The organism is Spirosoma aureum, from assembly GCF_011604685.1.
Classification (GTDB): Bacteria; Bacteroidota; Bacteroidia; order Cytophagales; family Spirosomataceae; genus Spirosoma; species Spirosoma aureum.
The window spans coordinates 8,451,350-8,471,036 of sequence record NZ_CP050063.1 but is presented as its reverse complement, the minus strand read 5'-3'; the positions used below and the strand labels follow the sequence as shown (position 1 = coordinate 8,471,036).

Below are 19,687 nucleotides of genomic sequence, written 5' to 3'. Positions count from 1 at the left end.
TCAGTTTTCAATTTTCAGTTTTCAACAGGCTTAGTGCGATTACGGGTTTCGCCTATAGAAAACGGGAAACTGAAAACTATTTTAAACTGATTTTCTGCTGCCACCGCCACGCATCCCGCAACGATTCTGCCAGCGAACGACGCGCTGTCCAGTTAAGATCCCGATTGGCTTTCGTTACATCGGCATAGACCTGTTCAACATCGCCCGGCCGACGAGGCCCGATTGTATAATTCAGGTTAACCCCGGTTTCCTGTTCAAATGTTTTGATAATATTCAGTACTGTTTCGCCCCGCCCTGTTCCGATGTTAATGACATCATAGCTGGAGTCGGTATTCTGTTCGTTCAGTTTACGCAACGCCTGCACGTGCGCTTCGGCCAGATCTACGACGTGAATATAGTCACGAATGCAGGTGCCATCGGGCGTATTGTAATCATTGCCGTAAACCGTCAGGCTGGAACGAATACCGGCGGCTGTCTGCGTAATGAACGGAACCAGATTTGCTGGAACGCCAAGTGGTAACTCGCCAAGCGCTGCCGATGGATGTGCGCCAATTGGGTTAAAATAACGTAGTGCTAATGCTTTAATCGGTGCTTGTGACTGTACCGTATCACGGATAATGTCTTCACTGATTGCCTTCGTATTGCCATACGGTGACTGTGCCGGTAGCCGGGGGGTTGCCTCGGTAACCGGTAACTGCTCCGGCTGGCCATACACCGTGCAGGACGAAGAAAATACGAGGTTATGCACGCCGTATTTAGGCATCAATTCCAGCAGAAGTATCAGCGAATCCAGATTGTTTCTGTAATACTTCAAGGGCAGCCGAACCGATTCACCAACCGCTTTATAGGCGGCAAAGTGAATGACGCCGATAACGGCCTCTTTCTGAAAAATAGCTTCCATTGCGGCCGAATCATTACAGTTGGCCGTATAGCACGTTACATCACGGCCCAGAATGGTCCGCAAACCGTCGAGAACAGAGCGTTCAGAATTGGAAAAATCGTCGACGATTACCGGTTCGAAGCCAGCTTCAACCAGGGAAACAACCGTGTGGGAGCCAATAAAACCAGCTCCGCCGGTTACCAGAATCTTGGGGGAATTACCTGTGGGAGTCAAACCGTTTTTTATGAAATTTTTGTTGTTACTTTGGGATAGCAGCCCATTAAACCAGACAAAAGTAGTATATTCAGGAGGTTTCCGAAAGTAGTTTTTATTGTAGGGCTATACTAAAACGTGACAAAAAAGCATGAGCGACAACGAATTAAAAGCTCTGATCTCATTGCTGGACGACGAGGACATGGAAGTAGTTGAGCATGTCGAACAGCAAATCCGGCAAATTGGCGGACAAATGATCCCACTTCTGGAAACCGAATGGGAAGGTAGTTTTAATCCGGCTCTACAGAAACGTATCGAAGAAATTATTCACGATTTGCAGTATGAATCCGTTCTGGAGCGCATGCGCGACTGGAAAAACGGGGGGGCTATGAACCTGTTGGAGGGCCTCTGGATCGTGGCTACCTATCAATATCCGGATCTGTCGCTCGACAAGTTAAAACAGGACGTTGAGCAGTTATACTACGACGTCTGGATTGACATTAAAGCGGATATGCATCCCGATGAGCAAATCCGGGCCATGAATAATGCCTTTTTTACAAAGCTGAAGTTTGCGCCCAATACGAAGCATTTCCACTCGCCATCTAACTCGATGATCAATCAGGTGCTGGAAACGCGCCGGGGTAATCCCATTACGCTTTGTGTGCTGTATATGCTGATAGCGAAACGGCTAAACCTGCCGGTTTATGGCGTTAACCTGCCCAATCTGTTTGTGCTGACCTATAAGAACGATAGCGGTGTCCAGTTCTACATCAATGTCTTTAATCGGGGCTTGGTCTTTACCAAGAAAGACATCGATCAGTACATTGACCAGTTGAACCTGAAACGGCTGGATACCTTCTATCAGCCCTGTACCAATGCCGACATTGTTCGTCGGGTACTGCGTAACTTAACCCTGGCATTCGAGAAAAACGGTGATACCGATCGGGTTCGGGAGGTCGAACAGATTCTTGAAATGGTTAAAGACGATGGCGACGGTCTGCCTCTATCGGATTATACGCAACGGTAAGAGCAGATAAGTACTGGTTAATGAACACACTGAAACACGAAAAACGGTGTTCATTAGCCATTAATAAGCTACCGCCAGCAGACCGGGGCCGGTCTGAAAACAGCGGATGGTGAGCTGGGCTTTATGATCGGGTAAGCGTACGTGACCGATGAGGTGTTCGGCATTATCATCGAATGGTTCAATAAATAAATGATCGCGGAAGGTAAGCTGGCGTTTTCCGTATAGTTTATACAAAGCTTCTTTCGCGCACCAGTAAACGGCCAGGCGCCCTGGCTCACCGGCTGCGTGGATAATTTCATCTTCCGACAATACCCGCGGAACCACCCGCCGAAACTGATCCCGGATTGGTTCAATATCGATGCCAACCGGGCGTGTTCGATGCAGCACCGCAGCCGCCCAGCCGGCCGTGTGCGACAGAGAAACATGCCAGGGCGTACCGATCAGGTGCGGTTTCCCAAATTCGTCTTTATGAAGACCTGCATAGACCAAGCCCTGTGCTTCGATCAATTGCCGAATGGCGACCCGGCAGGCCAGCCACTCAACCCGTTGAGCCGGATGGCTGATACCTGCTAAATCGTCCTGCTCCGGCGTTGTCAGCAGAAGGCTTGCCCGTAGCGTTGGCTCGTCTTCGGTGATCGGTTGAAGTACGGCCGTACAATCACTATTGATAGCTAATTGAAATGTCACGAATCAAAAGTCGGAAGTCGTTCGAGAAAAAGAAAGGTTTAACGACCTTTGATGCTCGACTTTTGGTTTATAGTTCGTGATTATTGAAAAAATAGATACGTTTGGCGGCCATCGCGACTGTGTATACGCACTGGAGCGAGGCCCGCAACCCAATCAGGTCTTTTCATCGGGCGCTGATGGGTTGGTTGTTCGCTGGCAGCTCGACCGGCCTGATCTGGGTGAACTGGTGGCAAAAGTACCTGCCTCGGTCTATGCATTAGCTCTTCACCCAACGACTGGTTTATTGTGGGTTGGGCAGAACTACGAGGGGCTGCATCTGATTGACCCGGTTCAGAAAGTAGAAGTTAGCTCGTTGAAACTGACTTCTGCTGCCATTTTCGATATCAAATTCTATAAAAACGACGTGATTATAGCGCTCTCCGATGGCGTGGTCGTTGTGGTCGATAGCGAATCGCTGGCAATCAAAAAGCACCTGAAAGCATCCGATCAGTCGGCGCGGTGCCTGTCCGTCAATCCCGTTGAGCGCGAGGTCGCTGTTGGATATAGTGATCATGGCGTACGCATTTTCGATCTGGCCACATACGATCTCAAACGAATCATTCCCGCGCATACAAACTCGGTCTTTACCGTACTGTATTCGCCGGATTTTCGTTTTCTACTCACGGCCGGACGTGATGCGCATCTGAAAGTATGGGACGTTGAACATGAGTATGCCCTGCAACAAGAGGTCGTAGCGCATATGTTTGCGATCAATCACCTTACCTACAATCCGACTGGTACGTTGTTTGCTACAGCCAGTATGGATAAATCAATCAAAATCTGGGATGCTGAAACCTACAGGTTACTGAAAGTTGTGGATCGGGCCCGTCATGCCGGGCATGGTACGTCAGTCAATAAATTATTGTGGACTGATTACCACAATCAATTGCTTTCGGCGAGCGATGACCGAACAATTTCTGTCTGGAAAGTAGCCTAATACGCAGATTTTTTACCAAAAAAGCAGATTTCTCTTGCTATTTATTGCTAAATACGTATAATGGCCGTTACTTCACTCTTAATAGGTATGTCCATAATTACCTTAACCGAAGCGCACCGATGAAAATTACGCCTATTGAAATCCGGCAGCACACATTTGAACGGGGGCTGCGTGGTTATAAAACCGATGATGTTGACGCATTTCTGGTTTCACTTTCTCAGGAATGGGAGCGCGTTACCGGTGAATATAAAATGCTCAAAATGCAACTTGAGATTGCCGAAAAAGAATTAGGTAAGCTGAAAGAAGTTGAAATGACGCTGTTCCGGACGCTTAAAACCGCCGAGGATACCAGCACACAGATTACCGATCAGGCAAATAAGGCTGCCGATCAGTTTCTGGTTGAAGCCAGGCAGAAGGCCGATGATATGCTGGCTGAAGCCCGTAAAAAGTCATCGTTGATGGTGCAGGATGCCGAAAATCAGGCCCGTTTCCTGAAAGACAACATCCTGAACGATTTGAAGACGCTCGAACACGATTTCAAAGCGCTGGAGAGCTACAAAGAAAACTTAGCTACCCAGATTCGTTCACTCGCCAGTAATGCCGTAGATAGTGTAGATCGCTTCGAGAAGAAGTTTTCCAAGCAGGATCTGAAGGGCAAAATTGATGAAGTTACGACGCAGATACAGGAAGAATTGAAAGAGGCTGCTGAAAAAAATAAGCCTGAAGAAACACCGGTTGACACAACATCAGAATCAACCGATGACCCTGTTGCTGCATTGCCTCCACTGACTGAACGCGAAACATCGGTACCCGAAGCAATTCCGATCGATGATCAGGTTGTAGATAAACTCGATGAAGCCATTCAACAGGAAACCCAGTCGGAGAGTACTCATAATGAAAAGCCCGTTGCTGAAGCTGTTATTAAAGAAACGGCTCCCGAATCGGTACTCGCCGAAGTGAACACGGACGAACCATCCGCTGCGGCCGAAGGTAACAATGACCCGCAGGCTAAGAAAAGTGGTTCGTTTTTTGACCAGATTTAAGTGAGTTAATGGGAACCCGCTGTTATCATACTGGGTTCCCATTGCTCAGGAAGTTCTGCCCAATGGTAGAACGCCACCATCCATATGGGAACAATTGCTTTAGAAGGACTTGAGTTTTTCTCCTATCACGGCTTTTACGACGAGGAGCAGAAAATAGGAAATAAGTATTCAGTAGACATTGTAGTGACAGCGGACTTTTCGGAAGCCGCCCGACGCGATCGTCTGAGTGCAACTGTCAATTACGAAGATTTATATCGGATTACGGCCAATGTAATGCAGCAGCCCGCCCGATTACTCGAACACATTGCCCACCGAATTATTCAGGAAATACGAATCAAGTATACTGATTTGCTGTCGGTTGAGGTAAGCGTCTCCAAGTTTAATCCGCCTATTGGTGGCGTTTGCCATCGGGCCAAGATCACCTTAAAGGAATAATGACAGAAAAGGGGAAATGCTCAACACATTTCCCCTTTTCTGTCATTATTCCTTTGTTATACCGCCTGCTGCAAACCCGCAAACGAAATGGCCATGTGCGAGGCATCATAGATACATTCGCCGTTACGAATCAGCAATACCTGTGGTGATTCGTGTTCTACGCCAAATACATTCTCAATTTTATTGGAGATTGGCCGATTAGCCAGTAGGTCGAGATAATAAGGTTTTACACCCAGTTGGTCGCTCCAGTTACGTTCCATACGGCTTAAGGCCATGGCACTGATAGAGCAACTTGTGCTGTGTTTGAAAATCAGCACTGGTTGCTTCGCCGACTCCTGTTTGATTTCGTCGAGTTGAGCGTCACTCGTTATTTTGTTCCAGTTCATTGTATCAACACACATTCTGTTGACGTAAAAGCGATTTTTCGTCTGAAAAGTTCGTCATTCTTTGGGCGTGTAACGTAGTTTCTCCGCCATATCAGGCGAGATAGCCTCTGAATAAGGTCCATAAGCATCAATTAGGGTACCACGTTGACCAGACTTAGACTCGATCGCATAAACAACCGACGAATCGTCGGGGTCAGTCATGCCTTCGAAACGATACACGTCTACAATGTCGAAATCAGCCGGATGCAGTTCAATGTCGTCCTGCTGGCAATGGAGCCGGTCGCTTTTCAGGTTATAGTCTAAAGTAAAGCCCTGTTTGCGGAGGCCATCGAGGGCTTCGGTGAGCGTATCGTAAGATTGCATAGTTTTTGAATGGTTTGAGAGCAAGTGTTTAGCTTTGCAAGTATAACCAACCGATTATTCGCTTGTTTGCTGGATTTTATAACACGGGCATTTTTGTTTATCAGAATTTACTGCGTCTAGTGGCTCCATTTAACCCTAAAGCCCGGCAATGGGTCGATGGTCGACGCAACTGGATCAGTAACCTGACTGCAAAACTTGCGGGTAACAACAGCCCAATTGCCTGGTTTCATGCGGCTTCACTAGGTGAATTTGAACAGGGACGTCCGGTAATCGAAGCATTTCGAACTCAATACCCTGGCTATAAAATTCTGCTAACTTTTTTTTCGCCTTCGGGCTATGAAGTACGAAAAAACTACGATGGGGCTGACTTTATCATGTACCTGCCGGTCGATTCGCCCGCAAATGCGCGATCATTCGTAACCATTGTAAAGCCACAGATTGCCTTTTTCATCAAATATGAATTCTGGTACAACTACCTCCGTGAATTAAGCGCTGCACTGGTGCCGGTGATTTCGTTCTCCGCAATCTTTCGTCCGGATCAGCTTTTTTTTAAATCATATGGCGGCTTTTATCGGACTATGCTCCATTATTTCGATCACATTCTGGTGCAGAACCAGGAATCGCTGACGTTGCTCAAGAGCATAAGTCTAACGCGCGTAACCCTGGCGGGCGATACGCGCTTTGATCGGGTGGCGCAGGTAGCAACTGCTAAGAAAGATATTCCAGTTGCCAAAGCATTTAAAAATGGTATGCCTGTGCTGGTCATAGGTAGCGCCTGGCCGGACGATATGAAGGTACTGATCCCATTCCTGAACCAGTTTGACAAACCGCTGAAAGCGATTATCGCTCCGCACGAAATCCACGACGAAGAGATTGAAAAATGGCGTACCGAGCTAAACCAACCCTCAGTACGGTTCTCCCAAACTCAGTTGTCCTCGTTTGATCAATCGACGATTCCGTCATTCGAGGTTCTCTTTATCGATAACGTAGGTATGTTATCATCCCTTTATCAGTACGGTGAGTTTGCCTACATTGGCGGAGCATTTAAGCAAGGGCTTCACAATATTCTGGAAGCGGCTACCTTTGGCATGCCGATCTTTTTCGGTCCCGACTATGATAAGTTTCAGGAAGCCGTAGATTTGGTAACTGAAGGAGCTGCTTTTCCGATCACTACTGCCAAAGAGTTGCTTGAACTATTCACAAGACAGTATGTCGACTCCGCTGATACAGCCCAAATCAGCCGTAATTATGTGCAACGGAACATTGGCGCAACGGCGCAGGTTATGCAGGTTGTAACGCATTTAATGAGCGAAAGACTGAATAAGCAAAAGCCCGACTACTAAACGCGCTGGCATTTCATTTTTTTACTCATTCACTCTTTCGCTTTTCATCTATTGAAACAAGGATTAATCATACGCTCTACGGGTTCCTGGTACGATATTCGCGACGAGGATGGCCATATTTTTCAGGGACGGCTAAAGGGCAAGTTCAAGATCAAAGGCCTGAAAGTTACGAACCCAATTGCCGTGGGCGATCGGGTAACGTTCGATATTGAGGATGAAGCCGAAAACACGGCGGTTATCACAGATATTTCGCCCCGCGAAAATTACATCATCCGCCAGTCGGTTCATAAAACGGCGCATGGGCATATTCTGGCTGCGAACCTCGACCAGGCAGTGTTGCTGGCAACGCTTACATTGCCCCGGACCTCACTTGGTTTTATTGATCGGTTTCTGGTGTCGGCCGAATCGTTTCGAATCCCGACCGCTGTCGTTTTCAACAAAACCGATATTCTGAATGACGAAGGACTGGCCTATCAGCAGGAAATCATGGATATGTATGAAAGCATCGGTTACCAATGTCTGGCTACGTCGGCAACGGAGGGCGAAGGTGTGGATGCATTCCGGGAGTTGCTTAACCAAAAAGTGACCTTACTATCCGGGCATTCGGGTGTTGGTAAATCCTCGCTCGTAAACGCTATTGCACCCGATCTGAACCTGCGAACGAATGAGGTTTCTACCTTTGCCAATAAAGGTGTTCATACCACAACGTTCGCTGAAATGTTTGAACTGGCCCCCGAAACCTACATTATCGATACGCCGGGCATCAAGGAGCTGGGTTTAATGGATACCGCAAAGGAAGAAATCAGCCATTATTTCCCGGAGATGCGCAATCGCCTGAATCAATGCCGTTTTCACAATTGTCTGCACGTCAATGAACCCGGTTGCGCCATCAAGGAAGCCGTTGCTGAAGGTGAGATCGCAGAAAGCCGGTATATGAGTTACCTCAGTATGGTGGAGGGAGGAGATAACCGTCGGTAATCTATAGGACGCCTTCTTCGGTGAGGAGGGCGGCTACGTTCAGTGTTACCGTATCAAGTACTGGAACTGTAGCCTCCCAGTTGAGGGTCAGCCAGTTTTCTCCCTGAGTAGCCACGAATATTTTTCGGGATTGGGTCGTAATCCAGATAACACGTTCTGTTCCGAAGTTGAGCATGGCCTGGGTTTTGGCGTAGATATAATCCTGCTCCATTGCCGGGAATGCTTCGAGGTCTACTTTGATATCGACTTCGACAACAACTCTGGGCGCAACGTCGAAGAACTTCCCTTTGACGGTTACTTTTTCTTTTTCGTAGAGCGCAATGTCATTCGACAGATTGTCGCCTAGCTTGAGGTGAAGGCCAGGCTCATTGGTGACTACCCAATACGCTTTTCGGTTAATATGATTACCCAGATACAAATGTAATGTAGAGACAATAATTGCCTGTAGGTCGCTGCAACCCATGATTTCACCGGGAGTTTTCCGTTTAGCTAATACCTCCTTATAGCCCTTTCTGTATAAAGGACGCCCGTTGAGTGTTTCGTAAATCAGGTAGGAAGGTATTTGCTGGGCGACTTCAAGCGCCTGAGTTGCTGCTTCTGTTGCCATGGCCATGCGATTTAGTACAATACTACAAAAATTTAAGCAATACATACTTAGAGGTCGCTTTGCAGATCCATAAGTCGTTGCTGCTTCAGCAAAGCGACCTCTACGTTCAGTTTGTCATGGCGGCTAAAAGATCAGCCTGAGTGATGATATGTACCTGTTCTCTTTCGTCGCGGACGAGCAGGGCTTTGTTGTCGCGGTCAATCAGCGACGACAGGGAGTCGATGGTGTTGTCCAGGCCAACGAACTTAAACGGTTTATCCATTACCTGACTTACTGGTTTATCCTTCACCGCTGGGTCTTCGATGAGCTTGGTAAGAATCGTAGAATCCGTAAGGCTACCGATAATGTGTCCTGCTTCATCGGTAACCGGGATCTGCGAAATGCTATGCCGATTCAATACATGAATGGCCTGCCCTACCGAAACGCCTGATCCAATGGTCGTTAGCTGTGGCGCTGATCCGTCGATCCGGCCGTTTTTGTTGTGAATAATATCGCGCGCGGTTTTAAATGCCCGATCTTCCAGAAAACCGTGATCCTTCATCCAGCTATCATTGTAAATCTTGGCCAGATAGCGTGTACCATGATCGGGCAGTAAGATCACTAGCACGTCGTTGTCGGTAAGGTTCTCTTTAGCCCATTCCAGCGCACCATGTACGGCTGTGCCGCACGACCAGCCCACAAATAAACCTTCTTCGCGAGCCAGCCGCCGGGCCATTATGGCCGCGTCTTTATCAGTAACTTTCACGAAATGATCAATCAGGCTGAAATCGACGTTTTGCGGCAGAATGTCTTCACCAATACCTTCGGTCAGGTATGGATAAATTTCGCCCTCGTCGAACAGACCCGTTTCTTTGTATTTCTTGAATACAGAACCATACGTGTCCAGCCCAATCGAAACAACGTCCGGATTTTGTTCCTTCAGGAATTTCGAGGTGCCGCAGATCGTTCCGCCTGTGCCGACGCCAGCTGCAAAATGAGTGATCTGGCCATTGGTATCGCGCCAGAGTTCAGGGCCGGTTGTTTCGTAATGGGCAGCTGTGTTGGCGAGGTTGTCATATTGGTTCGGATACAGCGAGTTCGGAATATCACGGTTAAGCTTCTTCGCGACGGAGTAATACGAACGTGGATCGTCGGGCGCAACGTTGGTTGGGCACACGACGACCTCGGCACCAACCGCCCGCAGAATGTCGATCTTCTCCTGCGACTGCTTGTCGGCCATTGTAAAAATGCACTTATAACCTTTGCCGATGGCCGCCAGTGCAAGACCCATTCCCGTGTTGCCACTCGTGCCTTCGATGATGGTTCCGCCGGGTTTCAGAAGCCCCTTTGCTTCCGCATCTTCAATCATGCGAACGGCGATTCGATCTTTAACAGAGTTGCCCGGATTGAAATACTCGACTTTAGCCAGAACCGTTCCCCGGATGCCTTTCGTGACTTTATTGAGTTTTACCAGGGGGGTGTTTCCGATGGTATCGATGATGGAGTTATAGTAGTTCATTGTGGTTAATGCCGTTTGAGCTTAGCTGTGGTTGTTGAGTTCATTTACAAGAGAAACCATCAAGCCGGAAGTTCGTTTAGCCCATTGATGGACAATTGGCTTTCCTGGCTCCGATTATCTCCCGTACGATTTAGGGTTATTTCTTCACAAACTCAAGAAAATGGGCAAACCCCGATTCTTGTAACATCCCGATTCATCAGGCGCTTGCGATTTTCAGGAAGAATCGAATACGCTTGATGAGTCAATTTAAACTGTTCAGTGGGTGTTTTATGCAGTTCGTTCAACAGGCTGTTTACGAAGCCTTTAGGGCGTTATACCTTTGACTCAATCTTTTAGCCAAAAACAACAAATACGAACAGATCATGAAATTAATTGCTCAATCATTACTGACGGCCCTGCTTTTAAGTACGGCTACTTTTGCATCAGATGTAGTCACGAAATCGACTACATCAGCTAACCCCACTGTGATTACAAACTCGTACAAAGTGGCGGTTTATCCTTCAACGACAAAGTCTTCTAAACTACATGTCGTTGTTGAACGGGAACCGGGACAAACAATGACCATCTACCTGAAGGATGCACAGGGCACCAGACTGGCCGAACAGCAGATCAGCAAAAAACAGGGTACGTTCCATTTCCAGTTCGATCTGACCGCTCTGGAGGATGGTAACTATAGCGTTCAGGTTATTAGCGGTAACGACGTAGCGCTCTATCCGGTTACGCTGAAAACGCAGCCTACACAGGCCACATCGCGCACACTGACACTGAATTAATTGACAGGGAAAGTAGAGTAGGAGGAAAACCACGGCACATTGCGTCGTGGTTTTTTTTGGTTAGCTAATTTACTTACCCATTTGCACAGCCCGCATCAATACCGTGTTGTCGGGGTCGATGACCACCGAAGCGGGTTTGACTACCAGTGGAACCGTGAAGGTCTGTGTAGACTCGGTCATGGTTAGACGGACAATACGGGAAATTTCACGACCATTACCGTCGCGGATGCTGAAAGAGAGCGGAATGGTGAAGAGGGCACCTGAACGTTGTGCCTGTCGTACGTCGATGACCAGCGTCTTTTTAGTTGCATCATAGTTCGAATTCCAGACCAGTTCAGGGTAGCCGGGTTGATAGAGCCATTGCTGGAAAAACGTTCCCAGTTTTTTGCCCGACACGCTTTCCATCACCGCCTGAAAATCGCTTGAATGGGCGTTGGCATTGCGGAATTTCTCATAATAAGCCCGGATACCTTTCCAGAATATATCGTCGCCGAGTTCGTGGCGAAGCATATGCAGCACCCAACCCCCTTTCTGATAGGAATTTGGGTTCAGCAAATCCATCAGGTTTGTCGTGGTCGAGTCGACGATGGTCCCTTTTGGCTTAAGGGCCGTATAGCGTAAAATCTGTCCTTTATTCTGGTTCAACACTGCGTTGAGCGTGTCTTTTCCGTAGGCATGTTCGAGGTAGAGCGCCGAAAAATAGGTGGCAAATCCTTCGCTTAGCCACAACTGCGACCAGTCGGCTTCGGTGGCCGAGTTGCCGAACCACTGGTGTGCAATCTCATGGGCCAGCAGCGCTTCTACATCCGAATCTTTATGGCCGACAATGACCTTTTCGTTATAGAAAATACAGCTGGCATTTTCCATACCGCCGAAAATGGTGGTAGATTCAACATTCGCCAGTTTCTCGTACGAATAGGGTCCAATCTTCTCAATGAAATACTGAAGAATCTCTTTAGCAGGGCGGTAGTCAACAAATCCCTTCTGACTGTCTTTCGGATAGAGCCAGCTCTGAACCGGCACGTTACTTACTGAGCCGACCTCTTCAACGGCAAACCGGGCGGCCCCAATCACCATTACTTTCGTGGGGATGGGCGTATTTTCCTGCCAGCGTGTCAGTTTTCGGCCATTGGGTAAGGCACTTTCACCCAGAAACTTACCGTTCGCAATGATACGATAGACGGCCGGAGCATTGACCGTAAAGGCGCAGGTCGCTTTATCAGACGGATGATCAATCACGGGCAGGTAGTTGCGGGCGTTGTTGGGCCAGTTATCACCGAAAAAGGTACGTTCGCCAAACTTATTCTGACTGATGATCAAGCCACGGGCGGGCGTACCCGCGTAGCGGATGACCAGTTCTGTCGACTGTCCGGTCTGTGCAGGTGGAAGATTAATAAATACCCGATCATTACGCTGGCTGAAGGGGGCTGCTTTCCCATCCGATAAATGGACATCACTGACCTTCATGCCAGTCTGTAGGGAGTCGCTTTTGCCACCAATCAGATCGAACCAGACCGTTTGCCGGTCGTCGGCACGAGTGAAACGAATAGTAGTTTCTCCTTTAATCTGGTTGGTTGAATCGCTGAGTGTAAGTGAGAATGCGTAATGCTGAACATCGACGCCTGGTTGGGTGTAACGGGCAGCGTTACCCGGCAACTGGGCATTCGAGACAGTTGTTAGTATCAGGAAAAGAAAACAGATTTTAAAACGCAGTTGAATCATTGATAATAAAGTAATTGGGCAAATTGGGTTTGGGCGGATGCTGGAAACTGCCACCACTTCATGACAAACCTTAATCTTCGGCCAGCGTTCGGGAAATATTCATGCGATAAACGCCCAGCGCAGGCAAGGCCGCAGCCAGCAGGCCAATTCCGATAGCGACACCCAGCAAGGCCCATTCTTCGGGTAAAATGCTGAATGCCGCCAGATTATAGTGATATTCCGACGAGACACTGTTCGAAAAAAGCCACAAGCCAACCCGACTAAGCAGTATGCCCAATCCAAAACCGATCAGGGCTAAAACCAGGCCTTCGAGCAGTAGCATCCCAAATAACTGCACGCGCGTAGCTCCCATTGACAGCATCAGTGCCATTTCATACCGACGCTCCTTTAACGAATTGTAGAGTGATACAAATACACTGACTCCCGAAATGAGCATGATCACAATGGCCAGCCCTCGTAGCGTTTCAACGCCCACACCAAGCAGTGAAAACAACCGATTGATCTCAATATTGGGCAGAGCCGCCTGTAGCTTGGTGTTCGTGTTGATACCGCGCGCAATCATCATGCCCAGCGGATTCCGGAACTGAATGAGCATACTCGTTATTTCGCGCGGGGCTTCTTCATGGCCTTCTTCCTCATGGGCTTCACCTTCCTCATGGTGTTCTTCCCCATGCTCCTCGTGGTGCTCATGAATGGCCCATACGCTCGATATAGGTGTCAGAATAAGCTGATCCGCAACCGTATTGCTTGGATTCAGGATACCGACAACCTTGTATTTTGTATCTGCGTGTTCTTCCCCTTCGGCATCCAGACCATGCGATCCGGCGAAGGTATCGCCGAGTTTCAGCCCGGCAACTTCAGCCACGCGCGGACCAATCACGGTCTCCAGATCCTGCTGAAATAGCCGACCCTGGCCGATGGTAGCGCCGAAATGGTCAATGTATTTTTTATTGGTGCCAATGATACGAAACGAGCGGTAGTTGTCGCCCATAGACAGTGGAATGGCCGTTTTGATCATCGGGTTTCGGGTCAGTTTTTCGGCCTCCTCCAGTGGAATGTTACCCGTTGGCGAATCGATCTGGTAAATACTCGACAGAATCAATTGCAATGGGCTTCCTTTCGCGCCCAGAACCATGTCTATTCCTTTAATATTTTTCCTGAACTGATCGTCTAACTGCTTGTTGAGCAGGAGCAGTAGCGAAATAATTGTGATGCCAAAGGTCATCAGCAGGCCGCTCAGGAAACTGCTCAGTGGTTTGTCTTTAAGGTTGCTCCAACTAATTCTGAATAAATTCATGGTTGCTGATGAACACTGTTTGGTCAAAAAAGGCAAACGCAAATTCGCTGATTTGCAATGTTATTGCAAATCCAGCTTGAAATGGTGACTGGCAATATTAAAGCGCTTGTTCAGATAAAGCCGGTGCGCGTCGTAGCGGGCGGGATTCTGACCCGAGTCTAACGAGACGCACTGGCAACCCGATTGCCTGGCCTGCTCAATGACAAAATCAATCAACAGACTGGCATAACCCTTGCCACGCGCTTCGGGAAGCGTGGATAGATCATCAATATAGAGCGTTTTACCACTATAGAGAAGATTCATATACCGATAGCCAACTACGGCGGGGGCCGGTTTCGACGCGTCGCCTTCATCGATGAAGGCCAGCACAAACCGGTCATTTTCCTGCTGCAATTGGATTTGGTCAAAAGCCTGATCGGCTGTCAGGTGTGAACGCAGGGCCAGAATGGCCGGCAGACAACGCCGGATCTCGGCATCTGAGGAGGCAATCGTTGGGGTCATAGCTGTGAACGAATATCGGCCAGTAATATATCACCGCCACGGGCCAGTAGGCTTTCGGCCAGTTCGTGACCTAGTTGTGGTGCTTCGTCTGGTGTACCGGTAAAGTTTTCGCGAAGGAGTTGGCTGCCATCAAGACTAACCAGACCCCCCGTTAAGCGAATGGTTTGTTCATCGGTCCACTGAGCCAGTGCAAATGATGGAATACTGCAACCACCTTCCAGACGCGCTAAAAAGGCACGTTCTGCCAGTAAGCAGGCTTCGGTTAGCGTATGATTAGTTAACTGACGAATGGCATTGACTTTTTCTATATCCAGTGTTTCGGCTGCTTCGATAGCAATGGTGCCCTGGCCGACGGCGGGCGTAAAGTCAGCGATGGGCAGGTGTTCAACAATGAACTCATCGTAACCCATCCGGTGAACGCCCGCATAGGCCAGTAGCAAGGCGTCGCACTGACCCTCGTCGAGTTTACGCAGCCGGGTCTGGAGATTCCCGCGCATATCGACAGTGGTAACGTGCGGGCTGAAGTGTTTTAGCATCGCTACCCGGCGTGTTGATGAAGTACCAATAGTAAATTCACGACTATTGGTGAGCGACAGGCTTTTATCCCGGCTAACTAATACGTCATTGACCAACTCCCGCTCCGTAAAGGCAATAATTCCTAATCCTTCGGGCAAGCTCGATGGCAGATCTTTGGCACTATGAACCGCAATGTCGATGGAGCCAAGCCGAAGTTGGTCTTCCAGCTCCTGGGTGAAAACGCCCTTGCTCCCAATTTTTGATAAAGAGCGGTCCAGAACCTGATCGCCCTTCGTGTCGATAAGTACTAGTTCGGAGGTTAATCCACCGGCTTGCAATAGCGTTTGTATGTGTTCGGCCTGCCACACCGCCAGGCGGCTGCTGCGCGTTCCAATTCGAATATGCATGAGTACAGGAGTTTTCAGTTGATCAGGTTTGAGGTGTCAGTTCCCGCAGGAACCACAGTTAAAAACTGATTAATTGAAAACAGAAAACGTAATTTCTGCAAAGGTACGGCTTAGACGCCACCAAAACAGGCTCTTTCTGTGGGTAAATACATTATCGTGTTTTGTGGAAGAGAAACCACAAAATGCCCCAACCGATACGACCATAATTCCCCACTTTGCTAAACTGGCCGATATGGCATAAAAGTGCGATAATGTAGCTTCATCACGTCAAAACGGCATTAATTGGCCCGAAAACAAACTATCCATGCTGACAGCCTGGCATAAATAAAGGTGATTAAACCCTTAGGCACGAGGTTTGTCTATAAATCAGTACTTGGACAGTAAATAGCAACTCCTATGAAAGCGATAGAGAATGTATTTCAGGGAACGGGCGGTCAGGTCGATTTGCTCAATACCCTCTACGGTGGTTCGAGCCAAACGACGATGAAAGTTGAGCGTGAGGACGAACGGCTTATTATAAAATTGTCAGCTCCGGGGGTCAGTGCAAATTCGTTTAATGTATTGATCGAAGGAAGTAAACTTGTTTTATATACCCTGTTGGTTAGTACATCGACTCGGAAGGACGAAGAAGGTAACAGCCAGCGACTGGCAGTGCCTATGTTTTTGCGGGTTCTTGACATTCCATCGTTTGTAAATGCCGATCAGATCGAAGCCGTTCACGAACACGGTCAGGTTATGGTGATGTTACCCTTTAAAGACGAAGAACATCTTCACCGCCGGATTGATATCAAAGACTTATTTTAAAGTGCCTTTTTTTCCTGTCCGGGGCTCTGAGCGGCCCTGTAGCCTATAGATCAGAATGCGGGTCGCTTCTACGGAAGTGACCTTTTTTTTGTCGTTCAGTTTCAGTCTGGTAGCACACAGATGCCCGCCAATTCATTGAAAATCAGGGATACAGATTTTAGTAGAACTATTTCAAGAACTTACTCAACCGTTATTTGCCCAACGTGCTGATTGCGTTCTGTTTACCAAAAACCATCATTTATCAGACTTATAATCATTGGATAAACTGGCTTGCAGAAGTGCCCCAAACGGTTAATTTTGTTGGAACGATATAGTCAATTGGTTTCTTCATAAGCCAGTTCTGCCCGACTGGTAAAAATCATATAAACTGCAAGCCCATTATGGTACAAAACGATGTAATCGAACCGATTTTACAGGAAGACAAAGGCCGATTTGTGCTGTTCCCGATTGAACACTGGGATATTTGGGAATACTATAAAACCCACCAGGCATCGTTCTGGACAGCCGAAGAAATTGATCTTGGCCAGGACATGAAAGACTGGAACAGTCTGAACGATGGCGAACGACATTTCATTTCGCACGTTCTGGCGTTTTTTGCTGCTTCCGATGGAATCGTAAACGAAAACCTCGCCGTTAATTTTTTGTCGGAGGTACAATATGCCGAAGCTAAATGTTTTTATGGCTTTCAGGTCATGATGGAGAACATCCACTCCGAAACGTATTCGTTGCTGATTGACACCTACATTAAAGATGCGGCCGAAAAAGACCGCCTGTTGAATGCCATTGACACCATTCCATGCGTTCAGAAAAAAGCTGAATGGGCGTTGCGATGGATTGATAACGGGAGCTTTGCCGAGCGACTGATTGCTTTCGCAGCGGTTGAAGGTATTTTCTTCTCGGGGTCGTTCTGCTCGATCTACTGGCTCAAAAAGCGTGGCCTGATGCCCGGCTTAACTTTCTCAAACGAGTTGATTTCCCGCGATGAAGGACTACACCGCGATTTTGCGTGTTTGCTCTATACCGATCATATCCAGCATAAACTGCCTGAATCGCAGATTTACGACATTATCCGCAATGCCGTTGAAATCGAGCAGGAGTTTGTTGTTGATGCTTTGCCCGTGTCACTAATTGGAATGAATGCCGATCTGATGAAGCAATACATTGCTTTCGTTGCCGATCACCTGCTGGTTACACTGGGCTTGCGTAAACTCTATGACGTATCGAACCCATTCGATTTCATGGACATGATTTCATTACAGGGTAAAACGAACTTCTTCGAAAAGCGAGTTGGCGAATACCAGCGGGGTGAAGTAATGGCCAAATTTAAAGCGGCCAAAGCCAGTGCTACCCAATCGCAGGATTCCGGAAATCCGACACCAGTGGCTGTTATCGAAGAACCTAAAGGAATTACATTCGATGCCGATTTTTAGATACATAAAGCGATACGATCCGTTATAGACTATAAATAATCGCTTCGTTAGATAGAAAGTCCCGCTATAATTGATGATTATAGCGGGACTTTCTATTTTAGGGGTTTATCCGACTTGTTACTTATCCCTTGTTTATGAATCGATTAGATGTTATTCAGGCCTTGATGCGCCAGAAAGACTTAAAAAACTACCTTGAAATTGGTGTTGAAAACGGGCATATTTTTTTCCGGATCAAGAGTTCGTTTAAAGTCGCTGTGGATCCGAATTTTATGTTTGATACCAGCCGCCGGATCGGCAAAACGCTGATCAATCCGTATAACCTGACCAATCAGTATTTCGAGAAAACCAGCGATGATTTCTTTGCGCAGGACGCCCCCAGCGTTTTTTCTCAGAAAAAAATTCAGTTGGCTTTGGTCGATGGCATGCACGAATATCAGTTTGCCCTGCGTGATGTAGAAAACACGCTCAACTACATGGGAAACGAAGGCGTTATCATTATGCACGACTGCAATCCACAGACGCAGGGGGCAGCGGGGCGTTTTGAGGATTGGGAAACCGGCGAATGGAACGGCGATGTCTGGAAGACGGTCATTCACCTGCGAAGCCAGCGCCCCGATCTAAATGTGTTCGTTCTTGATTGCGATCAGGGTCTGGGTATTGTTACCCGAAAACAGGCTGGAGACGCAGGGCCGCCGTCTGTAGCTCTGGAGCCTGCACCGGTCTTTGCGCCCGCGGATATTAATGCATTAACGTACGATAGTCTGGTTAAAAATCGAAATAAATGGCTTGATTTAAAGCCAGCCAGCTTTTTCTACGACTATTTCGGTCTTCAAAAATAAATACGCCGATCGTTGTCGATTCCTTACCGAATAACCTGACGGTATCGCAAACTTTCACGCATTGGGCTGCCGCGCCAGATGAACCCGGCCAGTCGGGCGTATATCCAGTTACGGCGGAATTTGCGACCGTTTTTGATGAAATAATAAGCCCTGAATAAAGCTCGTTCGGTCCAGGAGTGGTATTTCCGGAAGTAATAAAAGAGCGAAATGTAGTATTCTTTTTCGACGTCGTAGCTGGGGTTTGTACTTTGTCCCGTAAAATGGACATACTCCGCCTGCGGAATCAGATACGCATAAAATCCATTCATTAACAATCGCTTAGCCAGATCTTCTTCTTCGACGTAGAGAAAATGAGCGACGTCGAAGCCGCCGATCGTATGGAAAGCCGATGCTCTGACGAAGAGTGTGCTACCCATAATGAACGGAACACGCTGCGGTTCAGTGTAAATATGCCGGATGGGAGGATAGAGAGCCGGATTGAGCATCCGGACAAAACTATGGCCAAGAATTTTGCTGCCCAGCGTCGGTAAATAACCAAATGTTGCCTGACGCGATCCGTCCCCTGCAAACATCTGTGCCCCACACACACCCGCATCAGGTGTGGCGTCCATAAACGCAGCTAGCTGACTGCACACGTTCGTCCGGAGCAGGCAGTCGTTGTTTAAAAAATAGTAGTAGTCCACTCTGGGGTCAGCAAACTGAATGCCCAGCATATTTCCACCCGAGAAACCGAGATTGATTCGACTGCGGATCAGGCGAACGTTTGGGCGGCTGGCAACGGGTTCCAGGGCCGTGTAATTGTCGGGGGACGAGTTGTTGTCGACGACAATGATTTCATAATCAACGTCCTGCGTTTTTTCATTAATTGAATCGACGCAGTCAAATGTAAACTGATGAGAGTTGTAATTAAGAAGAATAATCGAGACGATACGCTGATTCATTACCCATGATAGATGGCTGGC

At 47.9% G+C, this 19,687-nt stretch carries 21 protein-coding genes; 10 read left to right on the top strand and 11 right to left on the bottom strand.

Annotated features, from left to right (window positions below; translation table 11 throughout):
- Positions 1-76 precede the first annotated feature (76 nt).
- Positions 77-1,114, bottom strand: coding sequence for a UDP-glucose 4-epimerase GalE (gene galE / locus G8759_RS33920; RefSeq protein WP_167217987.1), 1,038 nt, complete (start codon positions 1,112-1,114; stop codon positions 77-79).
- Between the two features lie 130 nt (positions 1,115-1,244).
- Between galE and G8759_RS33915 the strand changes: the two genes are divergently transcribed.
- Positions 1,245-2,120, top strand: coding sequence for a transglutaminase-like domain-containing protein (locus G8759_RS33915; protein WP_167217985.1), 876 nt, complete (start codon positions 1,245-1,247; stop codon positions 2,118-2,120).
- A gap of 60 nt (positions 2,121-2,180) precedes the next feature.
- Here the strand turns inward: G8759_RS33915 and G8759_RS33910 are convergent, their stop codons facing one another.
- Positions 2,181-2,807: a 4'-phosphopantetheinyl transferase family protein gene (locus G8759_RS33910; protein WP_167217983.1), complete on the bottom strand. Its 627-nt coding sequence runs from the start codon at positions 2,805-2,807 to the stop codon at positions 2,181-2,183.
- A gap of 76 nt (positions 2,808-2,883) precedes the next feature.
- Between G8759_RS33910 and G8759_RS33905 the strand changes: the two genes are divergently transcribed.
- The 3 genes from G8759_RS33905 (at position 2,884) to folB (ending at position 5,261) form a co-directional block, all read left to right on the top strand.
- A complete protein-coding gene (locus G8759_RS33905) occupies positions 2,884-3,783 on the top strand; it encodes a WD40 repeat domain-containing protein (RefSeq protein ID WP_167217980.1) in 900 nt (299 codons plus the stop codon).
- 119 nt (positions 3,784-3,902) lie between these two features.
- Positions 3,903-4,826, top strand: a complete 924-nt coding sequence (locus tag G8759_RS33900; protein WP_167217978.1) for a DivIVA domain-containing protein — start codon at positions 3,903-3,905, stop codon at positions 4,824-4,826.
- A gap of 84 nt (positions 4,827-4,910) precedes the next feature.
- On the top strand, positions 4,911-5,261 hold the full coding sequence (folB, locus tag G8759_RS33895) for a dihydroneopterin aldolase (protein ID WP_167217976.1): 351 nt from the start codon (positions 4,911-4,913) through the stop codon (positions 5,259-5,261).
- 56 nt (positions 5,262-5,317) lie between these two features.
- On the opposite strand, the gene ytxJ is transcribed toward folB, so the two are convergent.
- Together ytxJ and G8759_RS33885 are read right to left on the bottom strand one after the other, a co-directional pair.
- Complete coding sequence (gene ytxJ, locus G8759_RS33890; protein ID WP_167219398.1) at positions 5,318-5,647, bottom strand: bacillithiol system redox-active protein YtxJ; 330 nt, start codon at positions 5,645-5,647, stop codon at positions 5,318-5,320.
- A gap of 54 nt (positions 5,648-5,701) precedes the next feature.
- Positions 5,702-6,010, bottom strand: a complete 309-nt coding sequence (locus G8759_RS33885; protein WP_167217973.1) for a phosphoribosylpyrophosphate synthetase — start codon at positions 6,008-6,010, stop codon at positions 5,702-5,704.
- Positions 6,011-6,072: 62 nt separating this feature from the next.
- Between G8759_RS33885 and G8759_RS33880 the strand changes: the two genes are divergently transcribed.
- Together G8759_RS33880 and rsgA are read left to right on the top strand one after the other, a co-directional pair.
- Positions 6,073-7,353, top strand: a complete 1,281-nt coding sequence (locus tag G8759_RS33880; protein ID WP_167217971.1) for a 3-deoxy-D-manno-octulosonic acid transferase — start codon at positions 6,073-6,075, stop codon at positions 7,351-7,353.
- Positions 7,354-7,404: 51 nt separating this feature from the next.
- The gene (rsgA, locus tag G8759_RS33875; RefSeq protein WP_197933069.1) at positions 7,405-8,331 is read left to right on the top strand and encodes a ribosome small subunit-dependent GTPase A; all 927 of its coding nucleotides are present in this window, start codon (positions 7,405-7,407) and stop codon (positions 8,329-8,331) included.
- Between the two features lies 1 nt (position 8,332).
- Here the strand turns inward: rsgA and G8759_RS33870 are convergent, their stop codons facing one another.
- Together G8759_RS33870 and G8759_RS33865 are read right to left on the bottom strand one after the other, a co-directional pair.
- Complete coding sequence (locus G8759_RS33870) at positions 8,333-8,938, bottom strand: PDDEXK family nuclease (RefSeq protein ID WP_167217969.1); 606 nt, start codon at positions 8,936-8,938, stop codon at positions 8,333-8,335.
- 106 nt (positions 8,939-9,044) lie between these two features.
- Positions 9,045-10,436, bottom strand: coding sequence for a cystathionine beta-synthase (locus G8759_RS33865; RefSeq protein WP_167217967.1), 1,392 nt, complete (start codon positions 10,434-10,436; stop codon positions 9,045-9,047).
- A 362-nt stretch (positions 10,437-10,798) separates the two neighbouring features.
- On the opposite strand from G8759_RS33865, the gene G8759_RS33860 reads away from it, so the two are divergent.
- The gene (locus tag G8759_RS33860) at positions 10,799-11,209 is read left to right on the top strand and encodes a hypothetical protein (protein WP_167217965.1); all 411 of its coding nucleotides are present in this window, start codon (positions 10,799-10,801) and stop codon (positions 11,207-11,209) included.
- Positions 11,210-11,278: 69 nt separating this feature from the next.
- Here the strand turns inward: G8759_RS33860 and G8759_RS33855 are convergent, their stop codons facing one another.
- The 4 genes from G8759_RS33855 to hemC form a co-directional block, all read right to left on the bottom strand.
- Positions 11,279-12,931, bottom strand: coding sequence for a M1 family metallopeptidase (locus G8759_RS33855; RefSeq protein ID WP_167217963.1), 1,653 nt, complete (start codon positions 12,929-12,931; stop codon positions 11,279-11,281).
- 70 nt (positions 12,932-13,001) lie between these two features.
- Positions 13,002-14,228 carry an ABC transporter permease gene (locus G8759_RS33850; RefSeq protein ID WP_167217961.1) on the bottom strand — a complete coding sequence of 409 codons (1,227 nt, stop codon included), beginning with the start codon at positions 14,226-14,228 and terminating at the stop codon, positions 13,002-13,004.
- Positions 14,229-14,288: 60 nt separating this feature from the next.
- Positions 14,289-14,729 carry a GNAT family N-acetyltransferase gene (locus G8759_RS33845; RefSeq protein WP_167217959.1) on the bottom strand — a complete coding sequence of 147 codons (441 nt, stop codon included), beginning with the start codon at positions 14,727-14,729 and terminating at the stop codon, positions 14,289-14,291.
- Complete coding sequence (hemC, locus tag G8759_RS33840) at positions 14,726-15,652, bottom strand: hydroxymethylbilane synthase (protein ID WP_167217957.1); 927 nt, start codon at positions 15,650-15,652, stop codon at positions 14,726-14,728. The genes G8759_RS33845 and hemC overlap by 4 nt, the downstream gene beginning before the upstream one ends.
- A gap of 396 nt (positions 15,653-16,048) precedes the next feature.
- On the opposite strand from hemC, the gene G8759_RS33835 reads away from it, so the two are divergent.
- The 3 genes from G8759_RS33835 (at position 16,049) to G8759_RS33825 (ending at position 18,725) form a co-directional block, all read left to right on the top strand.
- Complete coding sequence (locus G8759_RS33835; RefSeq protein WP_162389364.1) at positions 16,049-16,456, top strand: Hsp20/alpha crystallin family protein; 408 nt, start codon at positions 16,049-16,051, stop codon at positions 16,454-16,456.
- 380 nt (positions 16,457-16,836) lie between these two features.
- Positions 16,837-17,886, top strand: coding sequence for a ribonucleotide-diphosphate reductase subunit beta (locus G8759_RS33830; RefSeq protein WP_167217955.1), 1,050 nt, complete (start codon positions 16,837-16,839; stop codon positions 17,884-17,886).
- 134 nt (positions 17,887-18,020) lie between these two features.
- Positions 18,021-18,725, top strand: a complete 705-nt coding sequence (locus G8759_RS33825) for a class I SAM-dependent methyltransferase (RefSeq protein ID WP_167217953.1) — start codon at positions 18,021-18,023, stop codon at positions 18,723-18,725.
- A 23-nt stretch (positions 18,726-18,748) separates the two neighbouring features.
- Here G8759_RS33825 and G8759_RS33820 read toward each other — a convergent pair whose 3' ends face one another.
- A complete protein-coding gene (locus tag G8759_RS33820) occupies positions 18,749-19,666 on the bottom strand; it encodes a glycosyltransferase family 2 protein (protein ID WP_167217951.1) in 918 nt (305 codons plus the stop codon).
- Positions 19,667-19,687: the final 21 nt, after the last annotated feature.

Coding starts and splice junctions, on each gene's coding strand:
- G8759_RS33835 (WP_162389364.1), top strand. CDS start 16,049: ATGAAAGCGATAGAGAATGTATTTCAGGGAACGGGCGGTCAGGTCGAT.
- G8759_RS33820 (WP_167217951.1), bottom strand. CDS start 19,666: ATGAATCAGCGTATCGTCTCGATTATTCTTCTTAATTACAACTCTCAT.
- G8759_RS33855 (WP_167217963.1), bottom strand. CDS start 12,931: ATGATTCAACTGCGTTTTAAAATCTGTTTTCTTTTCCTGATACTAACA.
- G8759_RS33915 (WP_167217985.1), top strand. CDS start 1,245: ATGAGCGACAACGAATTAAAAGCTCTGATCTCATTGCTGGACGACGAG.
- G8759_RS33900 (WP_167217978.1), top strand. CDS start 3,903: ATGAAAATTACGCCTATTGAAATCCGGCAGCACACATTTGAACGGGGG.
- G8759_RS33830 (WP_167217955.1), top strand. CDS start 16,837: ATGGTACAAAACGATGTAATCGAACCGATTTTACAGGAAGACAAAGGC.
- G8759_RS33860 (WP_167217965.1), top strand. CDS start 10,799: ATGAAATTAATTGCTCAATCATTACTGACGGCCCTGCTTTTAAGTACG.
- folB (WP_167217976.1), top strand. CDS start 4,911: ATGGGAACAATTGCTTTAGAAGGACTTGAGTTTTTCTCCTATCACGGC.
- G8759_RS33825 (WP_167217953.1), top strand. CDS start 18,021: ATGAATCGATTAGATGTTATTCAGGCCTTGATGCGCCAGAAAGACTTA.
- ytxJ (WP_167219398.1), bottom strand. CDS start 5,647: ATGAACTGGAACAAAATAACGAGTGACGCTCAACTCGACGAAATCAAA.
- G8759_RS33845 (WP_167217959.1), bottom strand. CDS start 14,729: ATGACCCCAACGATTGCCTCCTCAGATGCCGAGATCCGGCGTTGTCTG.
- G8759_RS33870 (WP_167217969.1), bottom strand. CDS start 8,938: ATGGCAACAGAAGCAGCAACTCAGGCGCTTGAAGTCGCCCAGCAAATA.
- G8759_RS33850 (WP_167217961.1), bottom strand. CDS start 14,228: ATGAATTTATTCAGAATTAGTTGGAGCAACCTTAAAGACAAACCACTG.
- G8759_RS33885 (WP_167217973.1), bottom strand. CDS start 6,010: ATGCAATCTTACGATACGCTCACCGAAGCCCTCGATGGCCTCCGCAAA.
- hemC (WP_167217957.1), bottom strand. CDS start 15,652: ATGCATATTCGAATTGGAACGCGCAGCAGCCGCCTGGCGGTGTGGCAG.
- G8759_RS33865 (WP_167217967.1), bottom strand. CDS start 10,436: ATGAACTACTATAACTCCATCATCGATACCATCGGAAACACCCCCCTG.